We start from the raw sequence: 25,112 nt of genomic DNA on the forward strand, positions 1-25,112 counted from the left end.
GCCGTGCCGCGATGCTCGTGCGATGGTCGTCCCGTTGGCGGAGCGCTCGTGGGCGGTGCGCATCAGCACCGTCCGGCTCGGCGACCGCCAGTACCGGGTGATCCGTCCGGCCCGGGCGGTCGGCTTCGGCGGGCTCTACGAAGGCCGTCTCGGCGCGCAGTTCTGCCTGGACAAGCACACCGCCGCCACGCTCGCGACGGCGTGGGGACTGGCGGCCCGGTCCCCGCACAGCATCGTGTTCCTGCCGGTCCGCGCGGCCCGCAGGCCGGACCGGTGCTCCTGGTGGGGCCGCCCGCTCGACCTGGTGCTGCTGCACCACCGGCTGGCCGTGCCGGCGTCACGGTGGAAGCAGATCCGCGGCCGGTTGGGCGCCGGCGCGCCGTACACCGTCACGCTGCCGGCGGGGGCGTGGCCGGACCGGCCGGTCGCCGACCACCGCCGGGTGTGGAACGACGGCTACCGCGACCACCTCCGCTGGCAGATCGCCGCCGACACCCTCGTGCTCACCGGCAGCCGGGAGGCGTTCGACCTGCAGGCCGAGCAGCTGCGGCAGCTCGCCGAGGACTGCCCGGCGCACCTCGCGGTGAACCCGGGCACGCACTGCTGCGCCGAGATCAACCTGGGCAGGATCGGGCGTTACCACGACCGCCGGAACCCGCCCGCGGAGCTGCACGTCGAGTACTGCCGGCTACGGTAACGCCGCGCGCCACGGGTGCGCCGCGAGCAGGCCGGCCAGCGTCCGCCGCTGCGACGCGCCCAGCAGGGGCAGCACCGCGTCGAAGTCCGCCTGGTCCTTCGGGCGTGGCTCCTTGGCCTTGAACAGCAGCGGGCCGGGGTCACTTCTCCATGCTGAGCGGCGACGGCAGGAACCGTGGGCCCGCGTACGCCGCGAGCGCCTGGGCCACCTCGGCGGCGGTGTGCAGGGTCTCGTCGACCGCCAGCAGGACGATCGACGGGCGACCGTCGGCCTGGTTGCCGTAGTCCGTCTTCGCGCCCAGGTCGACGCCGGGCGCCGGGGTCAGCACGAGGCGGTGCGTGCGGGTGTCGCTGCCGGGGTTGACGTACGGCTCGAGGAACACGGCGTCGATCGCGCCCCACGGCACGAGCCGGTTGATGCCGGCCACCTTCAGCTGGAGCCCCGCCTCGCCGATGACCACCGGGTCCGGCCGGAACGCCTCCCGCAGCTGCCACAGCGTGAACAGGATCACGATCCCACCCACGATCAGCAGCGCCGTCGAGCCCAGGTTGACGAACACGAGCACGGTCAGCTCGACGCCGGTCTGCGACAGCCAGATGACCGCGCACCCGGCGAGGAAGTAGATCGCGAGCAGCCAGAACTTGGGGCGGCGGTATTGCAGCGTCATCATGTCTCCGTGCGAGCGAGATCCTCGAAAGCCGCGCCAGTCTCGCACAAACCGCCCCACCGCGATGCCCCGTCCGGGCCGGTCGCTCAACCCCGTGGGGTCAGTGGGGGAAGGCGCGGGGGACGCGGGCGGTGGCGACCTCGTCGCGGAAGGCCTGGATGCGGGTGATCACCTGGCGGCGGCCGATCGTGTGCTCGACGCGGTCGAGGTACAGGCAGCTCCAGCTGCGAGAACGACAGGCTGGCCAGGTGCACCCGCGTCCCACCCTCCCAGAGCGCGAGGGCGAGCGGCAGCCCGGCGTACACGTCGAACCCACCACCCGCCCCGGCGACGAGCACGTTGCGCGCCGGCGCGAGCGCGGCGAACAGCGGCGGCACGGCCAGCGAGAAGGACACCGCGTCGTCGTTGGTCACCAACTCATGATCGACCATGCCGCCCGCCGGGCAGACCCCGCGCGGTTTCGATGCGATGGCGGATCGCGGCCGTGCGGGGATGCTCGTTGCCGAGCACTCGTTCTGAGTCGACGAGCAGGCGCTCGAACTCGGCGACGGCCTCGTCGACACGGCCCAGCGCAAAACGGGCGCCGGCCAGGTTTCCGCGGGTGTTCAGCGTGTCGGGATGATCGTCGCTGAGGACGCGCTGATGATCCGCGAGCAATTGCTCGAACATCACGACGGCTTCGTCGACGCGGCCCGCTGCCCGAAGGGCGACGCCAAGGTTGCCGCGGGTGTGGAGCGTGTCGGGGTGGTCGTCGCCGAGCACCCGCCGCTGGTCGGTGAGGAGTTGTTCGAATGCGGTGATCGCCTCGTCGAGGCGGCCCGCGACCCGGTTGGAGGACGCCAGGTTGTTGCGGGTGGTCAGAGTGTGCGGGTGGTCGTCGCCGAGCACCCGCCGCTGATCGGTGAGGAGTTGTTCGAATGCGGTGATCGCCTCGTCGAGGCGGCCCGCGATCCGCATGGAGGACGCCAGGTTGTTGCGGGCAACCAGAGTGTGCGGGTGGTTGTCGCCGTGCACTCGGCGCTGGTCGGTGAGGAGCTGTTCGAGTGCCGAGACGGCCTCGTCGGTCCGACCCCCGTCAAGATAGGCATCTGCCAGGTTGTTGCGGGTGGTCAGGGTGTCGGGATGGTACTCACCGAGCACGCGACGCCGATCTGTGAGGAGCTCCTCGAATGCCGCAACGGCCTGGTCCACCCGGCCTGCTGCATGGTGACACACAGCCAGATTGCCTCGGGTGCTCAGGGTGTTCGGGTCGTCATCGCCGACCAGCCGCTGCTGATCGGTGAGCAGTTGCTGGAGCACGGCGATGGCCTCGTCGATCCGGCCCGCGTCGTGGTAGGCGTCAGCCAGGTTGCCCCGGGTGGTCAGGGTGTCTGGATGGTTCTCGCCGAGCACGCGCTGCCGATCGGCGAGTATCTGTTCGAACGCAGCGACCGCCTTCGCGATGTGCCCCTGATGCAGGCGGTAGGTGGCGGCGCGCTCGCCGACGTCCAGAGCCGTGGTGTCGGCGTGACCGGCGGGAAGCCGGGCCAGCACGGCATCGATGTGGGGTAGCAGCTCGTTCCAGCGGGGCCGGTTTGCGACGTCCGCGACCGGATCGCCCGGCAGCGACGCATCAAGGAGCCGGACGGCCGCGTCCAGCTGGTCCGTTGTGGCGTCGACACGGATCACGGCCTGGACCAGCCGGTGCATGCCGACGCTGCCGTCGCTGCGGACGATCATGTTGTACGAGCTCAGCAGGGCGAGCACGTCGTCGAGGTCGACGGGGTCGTCGATCACTGGCAGCAGCACGGCTTGCGGCAGCGCCTCCGGTGCCAGCCAGGCCAGCACCTGCATCACCCGGTGCGCCGGCTCTGAGCTGGCCCGGACGGCGCGCATGGTGACCTGCCAGACCGACGCGACGGTGCGTTGCGCCGTCCCGACCGGTCCGAATGCGTTCGCCATCCGGGCGAACTGCGTTGCGAGCCGCTCCCGGTAGTCGTCGAAGGCCAGCCCGTGGTGCTGACTGATGTAGCCGCCGGCCTGTTCCAGCGCGAGCGGAAGATCGCCGAGATCCGCTGCCAGCCGGTCCGCCGCCGCCATGTCCTGTGAGCCGGTCAGCCGCATCAGGAGCTCGACGCCGGCGGCCCGTTGCAGCGGGCCAAGGGGCAGCGGTGCCAGTCGCAGCCGCACCCACCAGGCCTGGCCCAGATCGCGACGGGTTGTCACCAGGACGTGCCCCCGGCCCGTTACCTGCCCTAACAGTCCGGTGACGTCCTCGACGGCCTCGACGTTGTCCAGGACCAGGAGCCAGTCCGTGTGCGACTGCAGCCAGCCCACCGCCCACGCCTGCGCGTCGGCGAGCGTCGCGACTGGATGCAGCCGGCCGGTCAGTGCCGCGAGTCCGAGATCGACGTTCTCGGCGGTGTCCGCGGTCACCCACCACACCAGCCGATACCGGCTGGAGTAGCTCAGCGCGTACTGCAGCGCCAGCTCTGTCTTGCCGACCCCGCCGAGGCCGTGGATGGCGGCCCGCCCCGCGACCCCGCTGCCGGAGTCGGACAGCAGCATCGCGAGCCGAGTGAGGTCGCGGCCGACGAACACCCCGGATGCCGGTGGCAGATTGTGGACCGGTCCGTCACTGGTGATCCGTTGAGGTGGTGGCAGCAGCGAAGCGTCCAGGTGCACGTTCGTCTGGCTGTTGCGGTCACCGATCTGCAACCCTCGCGCGTCCGGCGCCGACACGGACAGCCGGTCCCCGTGGTCATGCACGGTCATCCACCGCGCCGGAGCATCGATCGGTGCGCCGAACTTCAATCATTGTCGACCTCGCGGGCGTGACGGGCCGTCGGTGCGGTGTGTCTCATGTGTACCACTGGGAGGCACGGCGCGGTCTGTCGCCGCCTGCTGGTCAGTCACGGTGCGCCGGTCGGACGTCGTGGGCGGCCTCGCGGATGTCGGGGTCGGGGTGGTGGCGCAGCGTGTCGAGGCGGTGCAGCTGGGGCTCGGTCCACGTGCCCTGGATGGTGGCGAGGCGCAGCCACAGCAGGGTCGTGGTGAGGCCGGTGTGCCGCTCCAGGTGGGTGAGGACGGCGGGGATGCGGGTCGGGTCCGCGTGGTCGTGCAGGGCCCGCCAGGTGTCGAGGTCGATCCGATGTGGACGGTCGGCGGTGGCGGCCAGCAGGCGGTCCCACAGCGCGAGGTCCGGGTCGCCGGCGGGCTGGTCGAGGAGGCCGGCGAAGGCCAGCCGCGCCAGCAGCGTCGCTCGTACGCCCGGCAGGTCTAGCGGCACGAGGGCGCGTTCGAGGGTGTGGGCGGCGGCGCGGAAGGCGGCAGGGAGGACGGACCAGGCGTCGCGCCGGACGGCGACGGTCATGGCGCGCAGCCGCTCCCGGGCCGCCTGGGCGGCGAGCAGGTCCACGGCCGCGGACCAGGCGAGGTCGCCGGCGGGGGTGCCGAGCGCGGCGCCCAGGGTCGCGCGGGCGGCCTCGAACACCTCGCCGGGCTGGTCGACGCCGACGAGCCGGGCCACCGTGTCCAGGCCTTCGGGCGCGTACCGGGACCAGCGTCCGTACGCGGCGAGGATCGCCGGGTCGGGTGTGTCGAGGGCGGCGGCCAGCAGGCGGGCGACGGCCCGGCGGCGGTCGACCGGGATCCGTTCGACCGGCGTCGCGAGGATCGCCTCACGGACGGCGCCGGGCTCCGCACCCGGCCGCACCGCGGCGGTGAGGACGTCCGCGACCGCGCGCCCCGCATCGGCGGCGGCGGACGTGACCAGGACCGTGGCGATGGCGGCGCGGACGTCGCGGTGCAGGTCCGGGCGGTGCCAGGCGTCGAGGAGCGCGCCGGCGGCGGCCGGGGTGCGCAGCGCGCCGAGCGCCCGCGCGGACTCCTTCGCCGATGCCACCTTCGCGCTGCGCAGCGTGCCGGCGAGCAGCTCCACGGCGGCCGTCTCGGTGACCGTGTCGAGGGCGGCGCGCAGCGCCCGGGCGGCGGCGCGGGCACGGTAGCCGACCGGGTCGTCGACGCGGTCGGCGAGGCGGGCGAAGCCGTGCGGCAGGTGCGCCATCGCCCTCAGCGCGGCCACCGCGATCCGGCCCTCGTCCGACCCGGCCAGCCCGGCGAGCAGGTCCGGGTCGTCGAGCACGCGGATCGCCGCGATCCGGTCGGCCGGCTCGGCGGCGGGGTCGGTGGCCTGCTCGGCGGCGGCCTGCCGGTACCAGCGCCGCTGCGCCGGACGCCAGGCCCGCAGCGCCGCCGGGGTCGCCGGGACGAGCGGGCGCAGCGAGCGCACCTCCGGCAGGTCGAGCAGGTCCGTGTGGCGGGTGGTGAGCAGCCGGGCGATCTCCGGCTCGCGGGCGAGCGCCGGGTCGTGCCGCAGCAGCGTCCGCACCCGTTCGGCCCGGTCCGTGGGGGCGCCGCCGCCTACCCAGAGGCGCGCCGCCTCCCGTACCGACTCCGCATCCGCACCACGAAGGACGATGCCGTGGAGCCGGTCGCGCAGGCCCGGCAGCGCGTCGAGGTCTGGGCCGAGCTGCGCGGCGACCCCGAGCAGCGCCCGGTCGTCGAGGTCGCGGCGGCCGGCGATGTACGACACAGCGGCGCGGACGGGCGGGCGCAGGCGCGGCGCGTCGTACCACCGGCCGAGGCCGCGCACGGTGCGGGCGTACTGCAGGAACACCTCGGCGGCCCGGTCGACGGCCGCGGCGCCGGCGTCCGGGCGGTTCGCCGCGGCGAGCGCCACCGCCAGCGTCCGGCCGAGCCAGTCGTCGAGGTGCTGCCGGGAGCGGGGCGCGCCGTCGGGCCGGGTGAGCGTGGCGTGCACGACGGCGGCGACGAGCGGCACCGGCACCGCGTCCACGCTGCGGGCGGGCGCCGCGGCGAGCCGGTCCAGCACCTTCTGCTGCACGTCGTGCTGGTCGGCCCAGGCGCGGCCGGCCCGGCCGATCGCGTCGGCGAACGCGGTCCGGTCCGGGTCGAGTATCGCGCTGCGCAGCAGGGCCGGCCAGCCCGCCTCCCGCTGCTCGGCGCGGTGGCTGCGGGTCAGGGCGAGCAGCGTGTCGCGCACCTCGGCGTACGGCAGCAGCGCGAGCATCTCGGGATCCTCGGGTCGCCGCGCCAGGCGGTCCCGCGCCACGGCCACCCGGTCGGCGAACGGCAGCACGCACAGCTCCGGCGTGAACGCCTGGTTGTCGAGAGGCCACGCTTCGAGGGCGGCCCGCCGGAGGGCGGGAGGGAGCGCGTCGAGCAGCGCGGCGCGGCCGTCGCCGTCGGTGAGGCGGGCGAGCCCCGCCAGGTCGGTCGCCGGCAGCGCGCGGACGGTCCGGCGGGCGCGGCGGGGCAGCCGGCCCGTCCCGTGCGGCCGCGGCTCGACCGACCAGAACTGGCCCGCCCGCAGCGCGGCGGCCACGGCGTCCGGGGTCCCGCGATCCTGCCAGCGCTGCCCCTCCGCGACGATCGCGGCCGCCGCCGGGTCCCGCCGCACCGCCGCCTCGACGCCGGCCCGCCCCGGCGACCAGCGCCGCCTGCCGTCCGTGTGGCCGTCCTCGGCGAGCCGCCGCGCGACCGCGACCGGTGCCGCCCTGGCGAGCCGGCGCAGGTCGTCGATCGTCACCGGCAGCGCCGGCAGCCACCGCTCGACGACCCCGGCGGCGCAGGCCGCCAGCAGCAGCGGCCGGTCGCGTTCGGGCACCTCCGGCAGCAGCGACCCGGCGAGCCCGCGCCGTGCGGAGCGGCGCAGCACCCTGTACACCTGCCGCCTGGTCGCAAACGGCGTGGTCAACGCCAGCCGTCGCAGCGCCGCGTCGGACACCGGCAGGCGGATCGCCGCGGACAGCGCCCGCCCCCGCAGCTCACCGTCCCCGAGCGCCCGCTCCACCGCGGCGACGTCCCGCCGCACGACCGCGACGAACAGCCCGTCGTGCCGCTCGTCGATGTCCCCGCCGTCGAGGCGGGCGTGCAGCTCCTGGTACTCCTGCTGGCTCATCCCGAGCGCGAACCGGGCGATCGCCCGCCTCCGCGCCGGCGCGTCGAGTCCGTCCGGAATGGCGTCGAGAAGGCTCAAGGCGCCCACGATACCGAGCCGCGGACGTCCGCACCGCACGCGATTGGATCGGACGCGCCGGGGTAGCCGGTGAACGGTCTGCCGGCATCGCGGGAAGGAGTCCACCGTGCAGCATCGACCGCTCGGCCGGACGGGCGTCTCATGCGGCGACCCCGCCGGCAACGGCTGGGTCAGCCCGTTCCTGCGGCCGGAGGCCCGCCGCCGATGATCACCCGCTACGGCTCGCAGCCGTCCACGCCCGGCCCGGCGGAGAACTTCACCGGCGAGGTCCGCGTCCAGCCGCTGTTCGCGCCCGAGGAGACGGCGCCGTACAGCGGCGCGTACGTCACGTTCCAGCCCGGTGCCCGCTCGGCCTGGCACACCCACCCGGCCGGCCAGCGGCTGATCGTCACGGAAGGGGCCGGCCGCACGCAGCAGGAGGGCGGGCCCGTCGAGGAGCTGCGCCCCGGCGATGTCGTCTGGTGCCCGCCCGGCGTCAGGCACTGGCACGGTGCCGGCCCGGCGTCGCCGATGACTCACCTCGCCCTCACCGGCGTCCGGGACGGCCGGGCCGTCGAGTGGCTGGAGAAGGTCACCGACGAGGAGTACGACCCGCGGCCGGCGGGCCCACCGGGCCCGGGCGGCACCGCAGACGCGTGACGGGGATCAGGCCACCGGGAACGCGACGTCGAAGACCTCGTCGCCGGGCGCGGCGGAGGGGAAGTCGGTCCAGTACGTCTCGCGGGGCCCAGGGGCAAGGTCAAACCGCCGTCAGATCAGGAACGACCGGCGGGTCTCCGCGCCCACGTTGATGGTGCCGACCAGCGTGCCGGCGTGGTCGTACACGTCCGTGCTCCGGTTGCTGCGCATCACCTCGCGGATGCCCGGTGGCAGCGCCGGCGGGTCATCCTCGGTCAGGCGCATCCGGGTCGCGGCGGCGATGAGCAGCGACACGAGCCGGGCGGCGTCGGCGTTGACCGGGACCCGGCCGTACTCCCAGCCGGACACGGTGAGGTCGAGCAGCTCCAGCGTGTGCACCAGCAGCAGGTTGGGGTCGGTCAGCACCATCGCCCGCTTGGCGTCGGCCTCGACGGCCGTCAGCGCCGCCGCCAGGTGCACGTACGGGAACAGCCCCGTCGGCAGCTCCGTCAGGCGGTACCGCAGGTGCGGCCCCATCTGCCGGTACAGCGCCCGGTAGTCGCGCCGGTCCACGCGGTGCCCGCGGACCTGTGCCTGCACGTCGGCGTGGGCGTGCTCGGCCGTGTCGTGCACGATCCGGGTCGCCGCGGACAGCCCGTCGTCGCCGGCGAACACCTGCGCCAGCGAGGCCGCCTGCTGCTGCCACCCGCCGGCCACGTGCGGGCCGTACCGCTGCCGGACGTCGGCCAGCAGCGCCTCCTGCCGTGCCGGGTCGACCAGGACAGCCCTGCCGGCCGCCTTGCGCCGGAACCACCGCATGCCCCGCTCCTCACCTCACGCCGATCGATCATGATGTCGGTACGACCAGTACACCATTCGACGTCGACGCATTCGTTGCCCGTCCACCCGGGGGCTGGGTGGCAACGCATATATGGTGGGGGTATGGCTGAGGTTGTCCTGTTCCACCACGCACAGGGGCTGACGGCGGGCGTCGTCGCGTTCGCCGACGCGCTGCGCCGGGCCGGGCACACGGTGCACACCCCCGACCTGTTCGACGGGCGCACCTTCGACAGCATCGAGGCGGGCATGGCATACGCCACCGAGCTCGGCTTCCCCGGCGAGATCCTGGACCGCGGCGCGCGGGCGGTCGCGGACCTGCCGGCCGAGCTCGTCTACGCCGGCTTCTCCCTCGGCGTGCTGCCCGCGCAGATGCTGGCGCAGACCCGCCCCGGCGCCCGCGGCGCGCTGCTGTGCTACTCGTGCGTGCCGGTCACCGAGTTCGGCGCCGCCTGGCCCGCCGGCGTGCCGGTCCAGGTGCACGGGATGGACGCCGACCCGATCTTCGTCGGCGAGGGTGACATCGACGCCGCCCGCGACCTGGTCGCCGAGGCGAAGGACGGCGAGCTGTTCCTGTACCCGGGCGACCAGCACTACTTCGCCGACAGTTCCCTGCCGACCTACGACCCGGAGGCGACGGCGCTGCTCATCCGGCGGACCCTCGACCTGCTGGGCTGACGGCCCGCAGCGCGTCGAGCAGCCAGGCGTAGGCGGGCACGGCCGCCGGTCCCGGGTCGGTGCCGTGCAGGACGGCGAGCTGTACCCGGCAGCGGTCGGGCCTGCTGGTCACGGTCGACTCCTCGGTCGTGTCCTACCAGGTTGGAAGCGGTTCGCGGGCGTCGACCCACTCGGCGGGCACGCCGTCGAGGCCGGTGCGGGCGGCGACGATGCCGCCGACGATGGCGCAGGTCGTGTCCATGTCGCCGCCGGCGCTGACCGTCGCCCACAGCGCCTCGGCGAGGTCGTCCAGGTGCCGGGCGGCGCACCAGATCGCGTAGGGCACGGTGTCGGGGGCGGAGATCAGCATGCCGCAGCCGACCTCGCCGGCGATCCACTCCGGCTCCCGGTCGAACGGCCGCCGGCAGAGCAGGCGGAGCCGCGTGGCGACCTCGCTGTCGGGTGTGCGGTCGGCGACCCGCGGCAGCAGCTCCCCGGCCGGCACCCGCCGTGCCGCCAGCGCGGCCGCGACGGCCACGGCGACCGCGCCGGCGGCCGCCTCGGGGTGCGCGTGGGTGACCGCCGCGGACAGGGTCGCCTGCTCCACGACCAGGTCGAGGTCGTCGGCGAACCAGGCGCCCAGCGGGGTGACGCGCATCGCGGCGCCGTTGCCCCACGAGCCCTGGCCGTCGAACTGGGCGGCCGTGACCGACCGCCAGGGTTCGCCGTCGCCGATGGCCTGGAGCACGCCGTGCATGGACGGGCCGTAGTTGCGGTACGGGTCGGCGGCGTACGCGCCGGCGGGCCAGGTCGTCCTGCTCGACCCGGCCGTGCTCGCGCAGCGTCTGGTACAGCGAGACGGTCATCGCGGTGTCGTCGGTCCACGGCCACGGGCCCTGCGGCACCAGCCGCTCCTCGATCTGCCACCGCATCTGGTCGGCGGGCCGGAAGAACCAGGTCTCGCCGAACGCGTCGCCCAGCGCCGTCCCGTGCAACGAGCGGGTCGCGGCGTCGACGTCGGTGATCACCGTCCGATCGTGGCAGCCGGTCACCGCGCCTGTCGAACCGTTTCCGCGCACCACCCGCCACGCCGTGCAGCCGGGCGGCCGGGCGCATGACAGGCCGGCGGTCAGGCGAAGTCGGCCGCGGTCATGCCCTCCGGATGGCCGGGCGGCCACTGTACGAGCTCGATGCGGTACCCGTCGGGATCGGTGAGCCAGGACGTGGCCATGCCCTCGCCGTGGTCGGTCGGCGGCCCGGCCGCGATGCCCCTGCCGGCCAGGTCGGCGACCGTGGTGCCGAGGTCGCCGACCTGGATGACGAGGTGGTTGACGGCGCCGGTGTCGGTGACCGGCCGGGCGGGGTCGTGCACCAGCTCGAGGCTGACGAACGGGTCGCCGGGCAGCTGCAGCATCGTCAGGCTGCCGAACCTGGTCTCCGGGACGTGGCCGACCTTCGCGTAGCCGACCGCGGTGTAGAACGCGAGCGAGCGCTCCAGATCCGTGACCCGCAGCCCGAGATGCAACATGCGCATGCCCGGCAGACTACCGTCCGTGACTACGCGACCCTGCCGTAGCCGTACAGCGTGTCGATGTCGACGGGAGCGACCTTGACGACCGTGCGGCTGTTCGGGGCGTGGATGATCTGGTTGTTGCCGATGTAGATGCCCACGTGCCCGAGGCCGTTGTAGAACACCAGGTCGCCGGGGGCGAGCTGGCTGCGGGAGATGTGGCGGACCTTCGACCACTGCTGCGCGGCGTTGTGCGGCAGCGTCACGCCGGCCGCCTTCCACGCCATCATGGTCAGGCCCGAGCAGTCGAACGTGTTTGGTCCGGCCGCGCCCCACACGTACTTCTTGCCGAGCTGTGCCCAGGCGTAGTTGACGGCCTTGCCGGCGTTGCCGGACACGGCCGGCGGCTTGGCCGGGGTCGTCGCCGGGGGAGGGGTGGTGGTCTTGACCTTCGCCGCGGCGGCGGCCGCCTCGGCCTTGGCCTGCAGCGCGTCGAGGCGGGCGATGTCACCCTCGATCTTCTTGCGGCGGGTCTCCAGCTCCGTCTTCTGCTGGCTCTGCGCGGCGAGGGTCTCGTCCAGGCGCCGCTGCTCGGTGTCGAGCGCGCCCTTCGCCGCCGTGTACGCCGCCAGGTCCCGCTGCTGGCTGTGCGAGATCTGCTGGAGGGTGCCGACGCGGGCGGTGAGCGTGTCGGTCGACGTCGCCCCCAGCATCAGTGACAGAGTGCCGAGGTCGCCCCCGGTCTTGTACGCGTTGACCGCGAGCGCCGAGGCGTTGTCCTGCGCCGTCGCCATGGTCTCCTGCAGCGGCGCCATGTCGGCCCGGAGCTTCGTGATCGCCGCCTGGGTGGTCTCCAGGTCGCCGTTGACCTTGTTGTACAGCTCGACGACGTGCTCGACCTCTTGGTTGCCCTTGTCGATCTGGGCCTGGAGCTCCTGCGGCGTCGGGTCCGCCTGCGCGGCGCAGGCCGGGGCGATCATTGCCGCCACCGCCAGCGCGACGACCGAGGCGCGGAGCGTCGTACGTCCGTTGAACACGGCACAGTCCTTCTTCGCTGACCGCCTACCGGGTTAGCTGACGGATTCGGGCGAGAAGAAGGCGCGCCCTACCGCGCCCCGGTGTGGCGGGCGCGGATTCACCCCATGGGGAAGCCCCGATTGGTTCCCCGGCTCACCGGCCGCACGCATCGTGCCCGCGCGACCGACAACTCGGCGGTGGCTGCCCGGCCACCCCGGCGGGGCGGGCGATGTCCGGCAGGCCGGCCCAAACGTAACGCCGGACCACACTGCCGGCGCTCGATCTAAGCCACACTTAACGTAGACACAAGACTGACCTGCCCGGCTCGTCACCGGTGGCGGTCGGTGGAGCGGGCCATGACGGCCAGGCCGGCGACGGCCAGCAGGGCGAGGGCGGCCGGGATGAGGAACACCCGCGGGAGCCCGATGGCGGCGGCGCCGGTGCCGCCGGCCGCACCGCCGAGGGCGGAGGCGAGCGCGGTGGAGCTCATGAAGATCGCGGACGCGGTGGCGACAGCGGTCGGCAGGAGCCGCTGGGCGACGATGATGCCGAGCGTGGCGAAGACGCCCCACACGCCGCCCATGAGGATCTGCCCGGCGAACAGACCGGCGGCGTTGCCGGTGACGGCGAAGCAGACGTTGGCGGCCACGCCGAACCCGGCGCCGAGGACCATCAGCTCCATCATGCCGGTCCGGCGGGCCACGACCACGGCGACGGGCATCAGCACGATCTCGACCAGCGGCTGGATGCCGATGACCGCGCCGCTGAGGCCGGCCGGGAAGTGCAGCTGGTCGTTCATGTACAGCGGGAGGTACGCGTACTTGACGGGCTCGCCGGCGTACACGAGGACGTAGAGGCCGGTGAACGCCAGCAGCGGCAGCATCGCCCGCAGGCCGGGGCCCCGGTGGCCGACCCCCGGCGCGTCGCCGGGTCCGGCCGGTGCCGCCGGTGCTGTCCGGAGCGCGCCGAGCGGCACGATCTGGGCGAGCGTGCAGACCGCCGTGGCGACCAGCATGGTGCGCAGCGACGTCTGCGCCGCCAGGAACGACCCGGCCACCGGGCCGACGACCCAGCCGCCGGTCAGGGCCATCCGCACGACGGCGACCACCCCGTCGTTGTTCGGGCCGGGGTGCGCCTTGAGCTCGTCGTGGACGGCGGCGAAGAGCTGCGACGTCGCGGCGCCGCCGAACCCGCCGACGACGGCGCTGATGACGTAGGGCATCCACAGCTCGGTCGAGTACGCGATGCCGATCCAGCCCACGAACCCGGCGGCGGCGCAGATGCGGAACAGCCCGAGACGGCGCCCGGTGCGGTCGGACCGCCGGCCGACCAGGAACCCGGCCACGGGCGCGGCCAGGTTCGTCAGGTAGAACAGCCCCGCCGCGGTGAGCGAGGCGTGCAGGTCGTTGACCAGGAACGTCGCGATCTGCGGGGCGGCGGCCGAGAAGCCGAGCGCGGACAGGAACACCGCGAGCGTGGCGCCCCGGTAGAGCGGCGACGCGAGGGTCAGCCGCAGCGCCGACGCGTGCGCCGTGGGCTTGTCGAGCGCCGGATCCGCCGGCTCGACCTGCTCGGGAAGGACCATGTCTGCGTGCCTCCGCTCCGCGCTGCGGGGCAGCGGCTCGGCGTGATTCTTCCAATGGAAGAATCTGGGGTCAAGCGGCTCCGGGCCCGTCCGTCGGCGACGAGGGGAGCAGCCGCTCGAGCAGGGCCAGCGCGCGCCGTACGTCCACCGCCTCGGGGTCGAGGAGCCACTGCAGCTGCAGCCCGTCGGAGGCGGCGATGACCAGCGCCGCCGCGTCGTCGGGATCGATGTCCGCGGCGATCGCGCCGGCGCGCTGGCCGGCGCGGACCCGCTCGGCGAGGTGCGAGCGCAGCAGCCGGAAGCGGTCCCGCACGAACTCGTGGGTGAGCGGGTGCTGCCCCGCCTGCAGGGCGTCCGTGGTCAGCGTGGCGTAGAGCTCGACCAGGCCAGGGATCGTGCGGTTGCGCTCCGCGCTGCGCTCCATCAGCCGGACCGCCGACAGCCCGTTCTGCGCCGCGTCGCCGTGCTCGACCTGCTCGTGCGCCCGGTACACCTCGACCAGCAGCTCGTCGCGCGACGAGAAGTAGTACCGCAGCGCCGCGTGCGAGACCCCGATCGCCGCACCGATCGCGCGCAACGACGCGTCCACGCCCCGCTCCGCGAACAGCGCGATGGCCTGGGACAGGATCTCCGCCCGCCGCACCGCGGCCTTGCGGTAGGAGCGTCCCTCTGTGCCGTCGTTGCCCATGCGCGCATCGTACGGAGCGCCACCCGCCCCCGGCGGCGCCGCGCACGGGCTAGGCTGCCGCCATGTCCCGGCTGAGCAGGTTCTGCGCGGTCTCCACGGAGCTGGCCCTGCTCAGCGACGCCAGGCTCGCCAAGCTCGTCGACAACGCCCAGGCGCTCGGCGTCGGCGTCGGCGGCGCCTCGGCCCTGGTGGACGTCGCCGGCACGCCGGTCTTCGCGAAGCGGCTCGCGCTGACCGACCTGGAGCGGCTCCCGCGGCACGTGCGGTCGACGGCGAACCTGTTCGACCTGCCGACGTCCTGCCACTACAGCGTCGTCGCGCACGGCGGCGGCGGCTTCGGCGCGTGGCGGGAGCTCGCGGCGAACACCATGACGACGAGCTGGGTGCTGGACGGCAGGACCGAGGCGTTCCCGCTGCTCTACCACTGGCGCGTGCTGCCGGGCGCGCCGCCGCCGGCCGAGGAGCACCAGGACATCGACCGGGCCGTCGCGTACTGGGACGGTTCGACGGCGGTGCGGCGGCGCTTGGAGGCGCTCGCGGCGGCGTCGGCGAGCGTGGTGCTGTTCCTCGAGTACGTCCCGCAGCGCCTGGACGCGTGGCTGCGCGAGCATCCGGACGCCGTCGGCACGGTGGAGCGCCGCCTGAAGACCGCCGTCGCCTTCATGAACGCCAACGGGCTGCTGCACTTCGACGCGCACTTCGGCAACATCCTGACCGACGGCGACCGGCTCTACCTGACGGATCTCGGGCTGGCCACGTCGCCCCGGTTCGAGCTGACCGCGCAGGAGCGGGCGTTCGTCGTACACCACCGGGAACACGACGCGAAATACGCCGTGCGGGAGCTGCTCAACTGGATCGTCGCCAACGTCGCCGGGATCACCGGGCCCGCCGAGCGCCACGCCTACCTGCGCCGGTGCGCGGCGGGAGCGGCACCCGGCGGGCTCCCCGCACCGCACGCGGAGATCGTCGCGCGGCACGCTCCGGTCGCCGCGGCCATGAACGACTTCTTCTGGCAGGTGTACGGCGTGACCCGCACCCCACCGTTCCCGGAGTGACCCGCCGAGCGGCACCGGCGCTGTATCGGTACCTTCAAGAACATGTATGCCGGCGCAGCGAGCATGAGGCCGCGGGAGGCGCGTGCCCTGCTGGCGCGGGCGGGCGAGATGCAGGGCGACGCCGAGACGGTCACCGGGACCGTGGCGGCGGCGCGGCAGGAGGTCGTCGCGGCGTACGAGGTGGCGCGCGAGCCACAGGTGTGGGACGCGATCGGCAAGATGTCGATCGAGACGGTCAAGGACACCGTGGACGGCCGGGCGCGGCTCGACGAGCTGCCGGCGCACGGGATCTGTTCGGTGGCGGACGTGCTGCGGTCCGGGCCCGAGCGGCTCACGAAGGTGCCGGGGATCGGGGCGGAGACGGCCCGCAAGACCATGACCGCCGCGGAGCAGCTCAAGCGGGCGGCGACGGACTCGCTGCAGTTCAGGATCGAGTTCGACCCGAAGAACGCGGACATGACGCGGCTGGTGCGGGCCCTCGCGGTGTGGCGCGGGGTGTGGCAGGCGGCCGGGGCGCAGGAGACCGACGCGCAACGGTGCCAGGAGCGGCTGGAGGCGCAGCGGCCGATGGCCGGGCCGGCCGCGGCGGGCCCGTGGCGCCGGATGTTCATGCGGGCCGCGCACAGGGCCGCCGCGGTAGAGGCGGCGCAGGCCGTACAGGCGACGCTGCAGGAAGCGGAGCAGGCCGGCCTGCCGGAGGCGGCGCGGGAGGTGCGCAAGGTCCGCACGCCCGGCGACCGGTGGGTGTGGCGGGACTTCGAGCGGCACTCGGCGGACTACTACGGCCTGCTCAGCCAGGTCGTCGGGCTCGGCGGCGACGTCGCGGCCAGCGAAGGGTTCCTGCCCGCCGACATCGTCGAACGCGTCGGCGCGCAGCAGCTGGACACGTCCCGGCTCAGCGACAGCCTGCGGCTGCGCGGCTACCAGTCGTTCGGTGCGCGGTTCGCGCTGGTGCAGCGGCGCGTCGTGCTCGGCGACGAGATGGGGCTGGGCAAGACGGTGCAGGCGATCGCCGCGATGGCGCACCTGGCCGCCCGTGGCGCGACCCACTTCCTGGTCGTCTGCCCGGCGAGTGTACTGATCAACTGGTCCCGCGAGATCGCCCGCCACTCGACGATTCCCGTCGTCACGCTGCACGGCAACGGGCGGGCGCGGGCGGCGGCCCGGTGGCGGGCGCAGGGCGGCGTCGGGGTCGTCACGTTCGGGTCGCTGGGCGCGGTCCCGCTGCCGCCGCCCCGGCCGGCGCTGCTGGTCGTCGACGAGGCGCACTACGTGAAGAACCCCGACGCGAAGCGTTCGCAGGCGGTGAACCGGGTCGCGGCGGAGTCCGACCGGGTGCTGTTCCTCACCGGCACCCCGATGGAGAACCGCATCGACGAGTTCCGGGCGCTGATCGAGCACCTGCGGCCGGAGATCGCCGCGGACATGGGGCCGGAGCACGCGGCGATCAGCGTCGAGGCGTTCCGCCGGGCGGCGGCCCCGGTGTACCTGCGGCGCAACCAGCCCGACGTGCTCACCGAGCTGCCGGAGCTCGTGCAGGTCGACGAGTGGGAGGAGTTCGGCGCCGAGGACGCCGCCGCCTACCGCGCCGCGGTCCAGGAGGGCAACTTCATGGCGATGCGGCGGGCCGCGTTCGTGACCCGCCGCCCGCGTGACTCGGCGAAGCTGACCCGGCTGCTGGAGCTCACCCAGGAGGCGCTGGCGGCCAAGCGGCACGTGGTGGTCTTCTCGTATTTCCGTGACGTCCTCGCCGTGGTGCACGCGGCGCTCGGCGCCGACGCCCGCGGGCCGATCACGGGGTCGACGCCGGTGGCCGACCGGCAGCGCATCGTGGACGAGTTCACCGCCTCCCGGAAGCCCGCCGTGCTGGTCTGCCAGATCGAGGCGGCCGGCGTCGGCGTGAACATCCAGGCCGCCTCCGTCGTGATCCTGTGCGAGCCGCAGGTGAAGCCCTCGATCGAGGCCCAGGCGATCGCCCGCGCCCACCGCATGGGCCAGGTCCGCACCGTCCAGGTCCACCGCCTGCTCATCGCGGACTCCGTCGACGAGCGCATGATCGAGATCCTCGGCTCGAAGGCCCAGCTCTTCGACGCGTACGTGCGGCACAGCACGATCGCGCAGGCCTCGCCCGGCGCCGTGGACATCTCCGAGGTCCAGCTGGCCCGGATGATCGTCGCCGAGGAGCAGCAACGCCTCGCCGGCGCCCTGGTCAACCAATGACGTCCGGCTATTCGGCCAGGCCGCGGAGCCGGCGCTTGATGCGGTGCGACAGGGTGGCGTTGCGCTCGGCGACGTTCGCGAGGCGGTCGCGGGCCTTCGCCGCCAGCGGGCTGTCCTCACCGAGCCGCCGGGGGAGCGCCGCCGCGGCGTCCCGGTAGATCTGCTCGGCCTCGTCGGTGTCGCCGCCGTCGGTGAGCCGGCCGGCCAGCTCCAGCCGCAGCTGCCACGTGCGGGGCCGGTCGCGGCCCATGACCTCGTCGGCGGTGCGCAGGGCGGCGCGGAGCTCGGCCATCCCGGTGGCGCGGTCGCCCGCCTCGATCAGGCAGTCCCCGAACCGGAACCGGGCGAGGACCGTCCGGGGATGGGCGTCGCCGTTGAGGTCGCGGTGCTTGCCCAGCGCGGCCCGGGCGATGCGGACCGCGTCGGCGTGGATGGCCTTGACCTCGTCGGCGCGGGCCGGGCCGGCGGGCACGGCCCGCGCCTGCCGGGTGCGCAGGTGGCAGTACGCGTCGGCGGCCGTCAGCCGCAGCGGGTGGCCGTCGCCGTGCTCGCGGAGCCGCCGGTTGAGCGCGGCCGCCTCCGTCCGCGCGGCCTCCCAGTCCTTCCAGGCGCTGAGCGCCCGCACCAGCGCGAGCCACGTCCGGTACGTCGCCGGGTCGTCCGCGGCGAGGCGACTGCGCTGCGCATCGAGCACCGCGCGGAGTGCCGGCTCTGTCCGCGCCCGCGACTCGCCGAGCGAGATCTCCACGACGGTGGCGAGCGCGCGGGTGGCCAGGGTGTCGGGGTCGTCCGGGCCGGCCGCCCGGCGCTGCTCGTCGTGCAGGGCGTTGACCCGCGTGAGCACCCGTACCCGCTCCGCCCGCGACAGTCCGACCTCCTCCACCCGGCACCGAGCCAGGTGGTGGCGGGCCTGCAACGCCACCCGGTCGCCGGCGCCGTGCGCGTCCCGGACGAGCTGGAACTGCCGGGCGGCGGCTTCCTGGTCGTACCGGAGCAGCAGCAGCTCACCCCACAGCAGCCGGCCGGCGTCGCTGGGCGCGGTCCCGACCAGGCCGGCGATGGTCCGCTCCGCCTCGACGAGCCTCCCGTGCCGGTACTGGTACTCGGCGTAGTGGAGCCGCTCGCCGTCGTCTTCGTGCGGGACTGCCGGCTCGTCGGGCGCTGGTGCACCGCCTGCGGTCGTCCGGCGCGGGGCCACGGTGAGGCTGCCCTCGGCGACGGCGAACTCCGGCTGGTCCGGCCGCACCGGCGGGATCCGGAACCGTTCGAGCAGCATCGTCGACACCAGCGGCAGGCGGCTCGCCCCGCCGACGAGATAGACCGCGTCGAGCTCGCTGGGCCGCAGTCCCGCGTCGCGCACCGCCTCGAACGCGGCGCGGACGGTCCGCTCCACGACCGGCCGGGCCAGCCGGTCCAGGGTCTCCCGCCCGAGCACCGCGTCGGTGTCCAGGATCGGCACGTGGACCGACGTCGAGCCGGCCTCCGTCAACGCCTCCTTGGCCTCGCGCAGGTCGTCGCGGAACAGGTTGCTCGCCCGGCGGGACGCGGCGTCGCCCGGCGCCCGCAGCTGGGCCCAGCCGGGCCGGTCGCCGTACACCTCGGCGAGATGGTCGAAGATCGCCTGATCGATGTCGAGCCCGCCGGCGTCCGACAGCCCCGCCGAGGCCAGCACCGTCAGGTGCTCGTCGCAGCGGATGACGGACGCGTCGAACGTGCCACCGCCGAAGTCGTAGACGAGCACCCGGGCCCCGGGCCGGACGCCCACGTCGTGCCGCACCAGGTGCGTCCCGGCCGCGACCGGCTCCGCCACGAGGTCGACCTCCGCCACGCCGGCACACTCCGCGGCCACCCGCAGCACGTCCTGCCGGAGCCGCCCCCAGCCGGCCGGATGTGTCAGCGTCACCCGCCGCACGCGTTCGCCCCCGGTCAGCTCGCCCGCCGCCCGGAACACCCGCCCCAGCACCGCCCCGACGAGGTCCTCCACCCGCACCTCGTGCGCCCCGAGCAGCACCCTGCCGTCGTCGACGCGCTTCTTCGGGTGCGGCTCGAAGCACTCCGGCCTGATCCTGGCGGCCCGCAACGCATCCCGCCCGACCAGCAGGCTCCCGTCCTCCTGCGCACACACCGCCGACGGCAACAGGTTGTCCCGCCCGAACACCAGCCTGCTCCGCCGCCCGCCCGGCCCGGCCAGCACCGCCGCGGTGTTCGACGTCCCGAAGTCCACACCCAGCCGGTATCCATCGACCACGCCTGCAGCCTAGGCCCTACGCTCACCGGGTGCCCGACACCGACCGCGCCCGCCTGGCCCGCATCTCCGCCAAGCTGACAGCGGCCCGCGCCCTGCCGTCGCTCCCACCCGCGTTCGGCGTGGAATCACACAAGTTCGTGCTCGAACCGCCGGTCCCCGAGGCGGCGGTGACCGCGTTCGAGGAGCGGCACGAGGTCACGCTTCCCCCGGCGTACCGGCTGTTCATCACCGAGCTCGGCGGCGGTGGGGCCGGCCCCGGCTGCGAATTGCTGAGCTTTGCGGGCGCGTGCAGTGATGCGCGGTGCCGGCCGGGGCACCTCGCACAACCCAGCCCGTACCTGCCGGGACCGCGGTACCCCGACGACTGGGAGCAACGCTACGAGGACCCGCCGGCGATGGACCGGATCTTCCTGCGCGGCACGCTGCCGATCGCCTTCCACGGGTGCACCCTGTACACGCGCCTGGTCGTGACCGGGCCGGCGCGGGGGCGGCTGTTCAACCTCGACACCGATGGACTCGGCCCGTACGTGGTCGAGGACGCCGACTTCCTGGCCTGGTACGAACGGTGGCTGGACGAGGTCATGGCCGGCTACGACGTCGGCTGGTTCGGCGAACGGCTCCCACTGGACGAGCCCGCATTGATCGCGGCCCTTGCCGGAGATCCGTCACCGCAGCGCCGCACCCGCGCCGGCGAGTCGCTGCTGCTGTCGCCGGTGATCAGCGAACAGGCCCGGACGGCCGTCGCCGACGCGATGTCCACCGACGGCGACCCCACCGTCCGGGCGCACCTGTATCAGCTGCTGCGGTGGCAACACCGTGACCCTCGCCGCACCCCCGCGAAGGCCGTCGCTGACGCCATCGCCAGGCACGCGAGGTCGCAGACCCCACCCGACATCGAGGCACTCACGGCGCTCGGGATGCTCACCCTCGCTGACGTCCTGCCGGCCCTCGCCGGCGAGGACCTCGAACGCCGCCGCCGCGCCGCGTACATCCTGGCCCGAAAACTTCCGAGGAACGACCGCGAGCGGGACGTCATCGAAGGCGCGGTCCGCGACCTGCTCGACGACCCCGACCCGCTGGTCCGCACCCACGCCGCCACCGCGGTGCGCGAGCACGCGCTCGGCGGCCTGAACTCCCTGCTCCGCGACCGCCGGCGCACCGAGGCCGACCCCTGGACGCAGGACTCCCTCGCCTGGACCCTCAACGGACCGTACCGCGACTGGTGGATCGATCCGGCATTCACCGGCGCGGACGACCCGCCGTTCTGATCCGGGGTGGTGTCAGCGGTTGAGGAGGCGGGACAGGCTGGCGACGACGGCGGTGGTGAGGACCCAGCCCATGATGATGAGGGTGGCCGCGACGTACTGGGTGGAGCCGGTGGCGTGCCAGGCCGAGTCGTGGCCGAGGTCGATGATGGGGAGCAGGAGGTCCAGCGCGTAGAGCGCGGGGTTCCAGTCCGGGGAGTCCGCCGGGGTACGGGCGTCCGGCGGCCACACGGTGAAGGCGAGCGTGCCGAGCACCCAGCAGGCCAGCAGCCACAGGGCGGCGAGCCAGGTGCGGTAGCCGTAGCCGACGAGGGCGTCGAGCAGGTAGCCGGCGAGCCGGCCGGGCCAGTGCTGCGTCGCGCGGCGGCGGCGGTGCTGCTCCAGCAGGACGCGGCGGGCCTCGGTGTCCTGGCCAGCGGCGCGGTACGCCGAGGCGAGCTGCTCGTAGGGCTGCGGCGCGTAACCGTCGGGGCTGCGGCGCAGCCAGTCGAGCCGCTGCCGGACGTCGACCGTGGCCAGGCGGCCGGGGTCGTCGGCGCCGTCGTCGAAGGTGCGCGGGATCAGCAGCCGGTACGTGCAACCGACGAGGTCCAGCCGCTCCGGCCACACCCGCGGGTCGTCGAACAGCGTGTCCACCTTGAGTCCGGACAGCCGGACCCGGCCGTCGGGTGGGGTGCGGAAGCACATCCACAGGCTGCCGGCGGTGGTGCCGCCGAGGTGCAGCGCCCAGCGGTCCGGGCTGCGGACGGTCGCGTCGACGAACCGGACCTGCCCGCCGATCTCGGAGTGGATGAGCAGCAGGTCGCCGTCGGCGGTGAAGCCGCCGCCGGCGCGCAGGTTGCCGCCCACGCACAGCCGGTCGGCGCCGATCGCCCGGCCGTCGGGGTTGGTCAGCGTGGCGCCGTCGAGCAGGAGGTTCCCGCCGATCTGGGCGCCGCCCAGCCACAGCTCGCCGGCGGCGTGCAGGCCGTAGCCGCGGAGGCTGCCGCCGACGGTGAGGCGGGCGGCGGCGAGCGCGTTGCCGCCCGGGTTGTGCAGCCGCGCCTCCGACAGGTCGAGGTCGCCACCGACCCGGGTGTCGCGGAGGTCGAGCGCGCCGCCGACCTCCGAGGCGGCGCAGCTGACGTCGCCGCGCACGGTCGCGAGCCGGGCCTGCAGGGCGGGCAGCCGGCAGCGCACCAGGTGCAGGTCGACGAGGTCAGCGCCGGAGACGTCGACCGGCGAGTCGAACGTGCAGTCCTGGAACTCGACCGGCACCGCCACCACGGCGTGCGCGACGTCGAGCGGGCCCGTGACCGTGGCGCCGCGCAGCCGGAGCGCCGCCCGTGGGTGCGCCGCGCGGTCCACCGGCCGGCTCAACAGGTCGGCGAGCGCAGCCGCTCGCACCGACGCCGCCGCCGCTGACAGGTCGACCACCTCACCGGCGAGGAACCCCGCCCGGACCTGCCGCTCGGATGACGTCAGCGAGTGCGGGGGCCGGCGCATCCAGCGATGATCGCAGATGCCGCCGGTCGGCGCCGACCCGGCCGCGGGGTCACGGGCGTCCCCGTAGCAGGGAGACGCGGAACTCCCGCAGCTCGCCGGTCGCGAACCCGCCGGCGATCGCGGGATCCTCTTCCATGATCCGCCGGGCCGCCGCCTCGTCGGGCGCCTCGAAGACCGCCACGCCGGTGTTGGTCTCGCCGAGCGTCGGACCCGCCAGGATCAGCACCCCGTCGGCCAGGAGCCGCTGCAACCGCTCGAAGTGCAGGCCCCAGGCGGCCCGCTCCTCGTCGGTCATGGTCGCCGCGAAGTCGGCCCGCGGTGGGTGAATGAAGTAGATCCATTCGGCCATGGCACCGATCGTCCCACGGGCCGCGCGGCGCCGGGATCTCCGCACCCCGCTTGGATGATAAGCGTAAAATGTCCGGATACGAGGCACGACGGGGGCGATGCCGGTGGAGACGACTACGACGGTTGGCTACCGATTGCTGTTCCAGCACGCTCCCGCGGCGCTGCTGGTGCTGGATCCGCAGCTGACGATCGTCGACGCCAGCGACGCGTACCTGGCCGCCACGATGCGCACCCGCCACGGCCTGATCGGGCGGCACGTGTTCGAAGCGTTCCCCGTCAACCCCGACGACCCGGACGCGCCGGGGGTCGCGTCGCTCGAGGCCTCGCTGCGGCGCGTGCTGCGGGAGCAGACGACCGACGTGATGGCGATCCACCAGTACGACATCCCGCGCGTCGGCGGCGGCTTCGAGAAGCGGTTCTGGGCGCCGGTCAGCGTGCCCGTGTGCGACGAGGACGGCCGGCTGCGCTGGATCGTGCACCGCGTGGACGACGTCACCGCCTACGTGGAGTCCCAGCCGGACGGGCTGCGCTTCGCGCAGCTGGCCGAGCAGCTGCGCAGCAGCAACGCCCGGGCGGAGGCGGAGGTCTTCGCCCACCAGCGGCTGCACGAGGAGCATCAGGTGCTGCAGGCGCTGCTCGACAGCCTCGACGCGGCCGTGGTCGGCTGCGGCCACGACGACCGGGTGGTGCTGGCCAACGACGCCGCCCGCGACCTGCTCGGGGCCCAGATCGCCGTGCCGCCCACCGAGTGGGGACCGGCGCTGCACCTGCACCACCCGGACGGGCGCCCGATCGCCCCGGAAGACCTGCCGCTGGTGCGGGCGTTGCGCGGCGAACGGGTGCGCGACGCCGAGATCGTGCGGCGCACCCCGGGCGTGCCGCGCCGGCACTTCCGCGTGAACGGCCGGGCGGTGCTCGGCCAGCCGGGGCTGGCGGCGGTCGCCGCCATCCACGACGTGACCGCGCACCGCCGCGCGGCGGCGCTCAAGGAGTGCGAGATCCTGGTCGGTCAGGCCATCAGGGGGCCGGGGCCGGTCGACGGCATCCTCGCCCGAGTCGTGGAGCTGGTGGGTTCGAAGGCCGAGTGGGCCGCGGCCGAGTTCTGGACCGTCGACGCCGTGGCGCACGTGCTGCGCCGCGCCACCCACTGGGTCGACCGCGACCACGAGCTGCCGCGCCCGGTGCGCGACCCGCTGGCGTGCGGCGAAGGCATCCCCGGCCGGGCCTGGCAGGCCGCCGCGCCCGTGCACGAGGGCGACCTGCGCGCCGAGGACGGCTGGGGGTCGGTCAAGGTCGCGCTGGCGGTGCCGATCCCGAGCGGGTCGGCGGTGCTCGGCGTGCTCGTCTGCTACAGCGACCTCGTCGAGGTCCCCGACGACGTGCGCCTCGCCATGGTGACCGGCGTCGGCGCCCACCTCGGCGAGTTCCTGGAGCGCCGGCGGGCGGTCCGGCTCACCGCCGAGCTGGACCGCACCCGCGACGAGTACATCGCCCTCGTCGGCCACGAGCTGCGCACCCCGCTGACGACCCTGCACTCCTACACCGAGCTGATGCTGGAGGACCCCGGGCTCGCCGACGAGCACCGGCAGATGCTCGCCGTGATGCAGCGCAACGCCGGCACGCTGCACACCCTCGTCGGCAGGCTGCTGGAGGTGGCCGGCATGCGGTCCGGTCACATCAGGCACGTGCCCGCCCCGATGGACCTGGCGGCGGTCGTGCGGGCCGCCGCCGACAGCGCCCGGACCGGCATCACCAACGCGGTGACCGTCGACGTCAACGCCCCGGACGCGGTGCCGATGGACGGCGACGCCGAACGGCTGCGCCGCGTCGTGGACGAGCTGCTCGCCAACGCGCTCGCCTGGGCGGCCGACGGCTCCACCGTCGGGGTGCACGTCCACGGCGACGAGCGCACCACCACCCTCAGCGTCTCCAACGTCGGCGAGCGGATCCCGGCCGAGGACCGTCCCCGGCTCTTCGACCTGTTCTTCCGCGCCGACTCCGCCCGCCACAGCGGCGTGCCCGGCACCGGCCTGGGCCTGACCCTCGCCCGCGCCGTCGTCGAGCAGCACGGCGGCGCGATCGCCGTCAGCGAGCCCGACGAGCCGGCCACCATCTTCACCGTCCGCCTGCCGACCCGCCAGCCGGTGCCGCCGGCGTCCTCAGGGAGCTGACGGC

20 protein-coding genes, 1 pseudogene and 1 riboswitch are annotated in these 25,112 nt (G+C 74.3%); of the genes and pseudogenes, 7 read left to right on the forward strand and 14 right to left on the reverse strand.

Annotated features, from left to right (window positions below; translation table 11 throughout):
- The first annotated feature begins 22 nt into the window (after window positions 1-22).
- On the forward strand, window positions 23-697 hold the full coding sequence (locus ABZ321_RS08715) for a hypothetical protein (protein WP_354890303.1): 675 nt from the start codon (window positions 23-25) through the stop codon (window positions 695-697).
- Between the two features lie 139 nt (window positions 698-836).
- Here the strand turns inward: ABZ321_RS08715 and ABZ321_RS08720 are convergent, their stop codons facing one another.
- The 4 genes from ABZ321_RS08720 to ABZ321_RS08735 all read right to left on the reverse strand — a co-directional run bounded on the left by ABZ321_RS08720 (window position 837) and on the right by ABZ321_RS08735 (window position 7,404).
- Window positions 837-1,364, reverse strand: coding sequence for a hypothetical protein (locus ABZ321_RS08720; RefSeq protein WP_354890305.1), 528 nt, complete (start codon window positions 1,362-1,364; stop codon window positions 837-839).
- Window positions 1,365-1,450: 86 nt separating this feature from the next.
- Window positions 1,451-1,777: a hypothetical protein gene (locus ABZ321_RS08725; RefSeq protein WP_354890307.1), complete on the reverse strand. Its 327-nt coding sequence runs from the start codon at window positions 1,775-1,777 to the stop codon at window positions 1,451-1,453.
- A 4-nt stretch (window positions 1,778-1,781) separates the two neighbouring features.
- Window positions 1,782-4,157: a tetratricopeptide repeat protein gene (locus ABZ321_RS08730; RefSeq protein ID WP_354890309.1), complete on the reverse strand. Its 2,376-nt coding sequence runs from the start codon at window positions 4,155-4,157 to the stop codon at window positions 1,782-1,784.
- A 94-nt stretch (window positions 4,158-4,251) separates the two neighbouring features.
- On the reverse strand, window positions 4,252-7,404 hold the full coding sequence (locus tag ABZ321_RS08735) for a hypothetical protein (RefSeq protein WP_354890311.1): 3,153 nt from the start codon (window positions 7,402-7,404) through the stop codon (window positions 4,252-4,254).
- 204 nt (window positions 7,405-7,608) lie between these two features.
- On the opposite strand from ABZ321_RS08735, the gene ABZ321_RS08740 reads away from it, so the two are divergent.
- A complete protein-coding gene (locus ABZ321_RS08740; protein WP_344507542.1) occupies window positions 7,609-8,043 on the forward strand; it encodes a cupin domain-containing protein in 435 nt (144 codons plus the stop codon).
- A gap of 111 nt (window positions 8,044-8,154) precedes the next feature.
- Here ABZ321_RS08740 and ABZ321_RS08745 read toward each other — a convergent pair whose 3' ends face one another.
- The gene (locus ABZ321_RS08745; RefSeq protein ID WP_354890313.1) at window positions 8,155-8,841 is read right to left on the reverse strand and encodes a hypothetical protein; all 687 of its coding nucleotides are present in this window, start codon (window positions 8,839-8,841) and stop codon (window positions 8,155-8,157) included.
- Window positions 8,842-8,964: 123 nt separating this feature from the next.
- On the opposite strand from ABZ321_RS08745, the gene ABZ321_RS08750 reads away from it, so the two are divergent.
- Window positions 8,965-9,537, forward strand: a complete 573-nt coding sequence (locus tag ABZ321_RS08750) for a dienelactone hydrolase family protein (protein WP_354890315.1) — start codon at window positions 8,965-8,967, stop codon at window positions 9,535-9,537.
- On the opposite strand, the gene ABZ321_RS08755 is transcribed toward ABZ321_RS08750, so the two are convergent.
- The 6 genes and pseudogenes from ABZ321_RS08755 to ABZ321_RS08780 form a co-directional block, all read right to left on the reverse strand.
- Window positions 9,506-9,649, reverse strand: coding sequence for a hypothetical protein (locus tag ABZ321_RS08755; protein WP_354890317.1), 144 nt, complete (start codon window positions 9,647-9,649; stop codon window positions 9,506-9,508). The two genes, ABZ321_RS08750 and ABZ321_RS08755, sit on opposite strands and share 32 nt — an antisense overlap.
- A gap of 21 nt (window positions 9,650-9,670) precedes the next feature.
- Window positions 9,671-10,694: pseudogene (locus tag ABZ321_RS08760) on the reverse strand (ADP-ribosylglycohydrolase family protein).
- On the reverse strand, window positions 10,646-11,050 hold the full coding sequence (locus tag ABZ321_RS08765) for a VOC family protein (RefSeq protein ID WP_354890319.1): 405 nt from the start codon (window positions 11,048-11,050) through the stop codon (window positions 10,646-10,648). Before ABZ321_RS08765 ends, ABZ321_RS08760 begins: the two are co-directional and overlap by 49 nt.
- Before the next feature lie 23 nt (window positions 11,051-11,073).
- Window positions 11,074-12,063 carry an NlpC/P60 family protein gene (locus ABZ321_RS08770; RefSeq protein ID WP_354890321.1) on the reverse strand — a complete coding sequence of 330 codons (990 nt, stop codon included), beginning with the start codon at window positions 12,061-12,063 and terminating at the stop codon, window positions 11,074-11,076.
- Window positions 12,064-12,070: 7 nt separating this feature from the next.
- Window positions 12,071-12,250, reverse strand: a riboswitch (cyclic di-AMP (ydaO/yuaA leader).
- Window positions 12,251-12,371: 121 nt separating this feature from the next.
- Complete coding sequence (locus ABZ321_RS08775; RefSeq protein ID WP_354890323.1) at window positions 12,372-13,628, reverse strand: MFS transporter; 1,257 nt, start codon at window positions 13,626-13,628, stop codon at window positions 12,372-12,374.
- Window positions 13,629-13,698: 70 nt separating this feature from the next.
- Window positions 13,699-14,316 carry a helix-turn-helix domain-containing protein gene (locus ABZ321_RS08780; protein WP_354890325.1) on the reverse strand — a complete coding sequence of 206 codons (618 nt, stop codon included), beginning with the start codon at window positions 14,314-14,316 and terminating at the stop codon, window positions 13,699-13,701.
- Window positions 14,317-14,378: 62 nt separating this feature from the next.
- Between ABZ321_RS08780 and ABZ321_RS08785 the strand changes: the two genes are divergently transcribed.
- A complete protein-coding gene (locus tag ABZ321_RS08785) occupies window positions 14,379-15,371 on the forward strand; it encodes a serine/threonine protein phosphatase (RefSeq protein WP_344507560.1) in 993 nt (330 codons plus the stop codon).
- Between the two features lie 63 nt (window positions 15,372-15,434).
- Complete coding sequence (locus ABZ321_RS08790; protein ID WP_354890328.1) at window positions 15,435-17,591, forward strand: SNF2-related protein; 2,157 nt, start codon at window positions 15,435-15,437, stop codon at window positions 17,589-17,591.
- Between the two features lie 7 nt (window positions 17,592-17,598).
- Here ABZ321_RS08790 and ABZ321_RS08795 read toward each other — a convergent pair whose 3' ends face one another.
- Window positions 17,599-19,839, reverse strand: a complete 2,241-nt coding sequence (locus tag ABZ321_RS08795) for an Hsp70 family protein (protein ID WP_354890330.1) — start codon at window positions 19,837-19,839, stop codon at window positions 17,599-17,601.
- A gap of 29 nt (window positions 19,840-19,868) precedes the next feature.
- Here ABZ321_RS08795 and ABZ321_RS08800 point away from each other — a divergent pair, with 29 nt between their 5' ends.
- Window positions 19,869-21,107 (forward strand): hypothetical protein, encoded by a 1,239-nt coding sequence (locus ABZ321_RS08800; RefSeq protein ID WP_344507566.1) that lies wholly within the window; start codon window positions 19,869-19,871, stop codon window positions 21,105-21,107.
- A gap of 12 nt (window positions 21,108-21,119) precedes the next feature.
- On the opposite strand, the gene ABZ321_RS08805 is transcribed toward ABZ321_RS08800, so the two are convergent.
- Both ABZ321_RS08805 and ABZ321_RS08810 read right to left on the reverse strand, forming a co-directional pair.
- Window positions 21,120-22,589 (reverse strand): hypothetical protein, encoded by a 1,470-nt coding sequence (locus ABZ321_RS08805; RefSeq protein WP_354890332.1) that lies wholly within the window; start codon window positions 22,587-22,589, stop codon window positions 21,120-21,122.
- 49 nt (window positions 22,590-22,638) lie between these two features.
- Entirely contained in the window at window positions 22,639-22,938 is a 300-nt protein-coding gene (locus ABZ321_RS08810; protein WP_344507571.1) for a YciI family protein, read from the reverse strand.
- A 133-nt stretch (window positions 22,939-23,071) separates the two neighbouring features.
- On the opposite strand from ABZ321_RS08810, the gene ABZ321_RS08815 reads away from it, so the two are divergent.
- Complete coding sequence (locus ABZ321_RS08815; protein ID WP_354890334.1) at window positions 23,072-25,108, forward strand: ATP-binding protein; 2,037 nt, start codon at window positions 23,072-23,074, stop codon at window positions 25,106-25,108.
- Window positions 25,109-25,112 lie beyond the last annotated feature (4 nt).

This window comes from Dactylosporangium sp. NPDC006015, assembly GCF_040614215.1.
GTDB lineage: Bacteria > Actinomycetota > Actinomycetes > Mycobacteriales > Micromonosporaceae > Dactylosporangium > Dactylosporangium maewongense.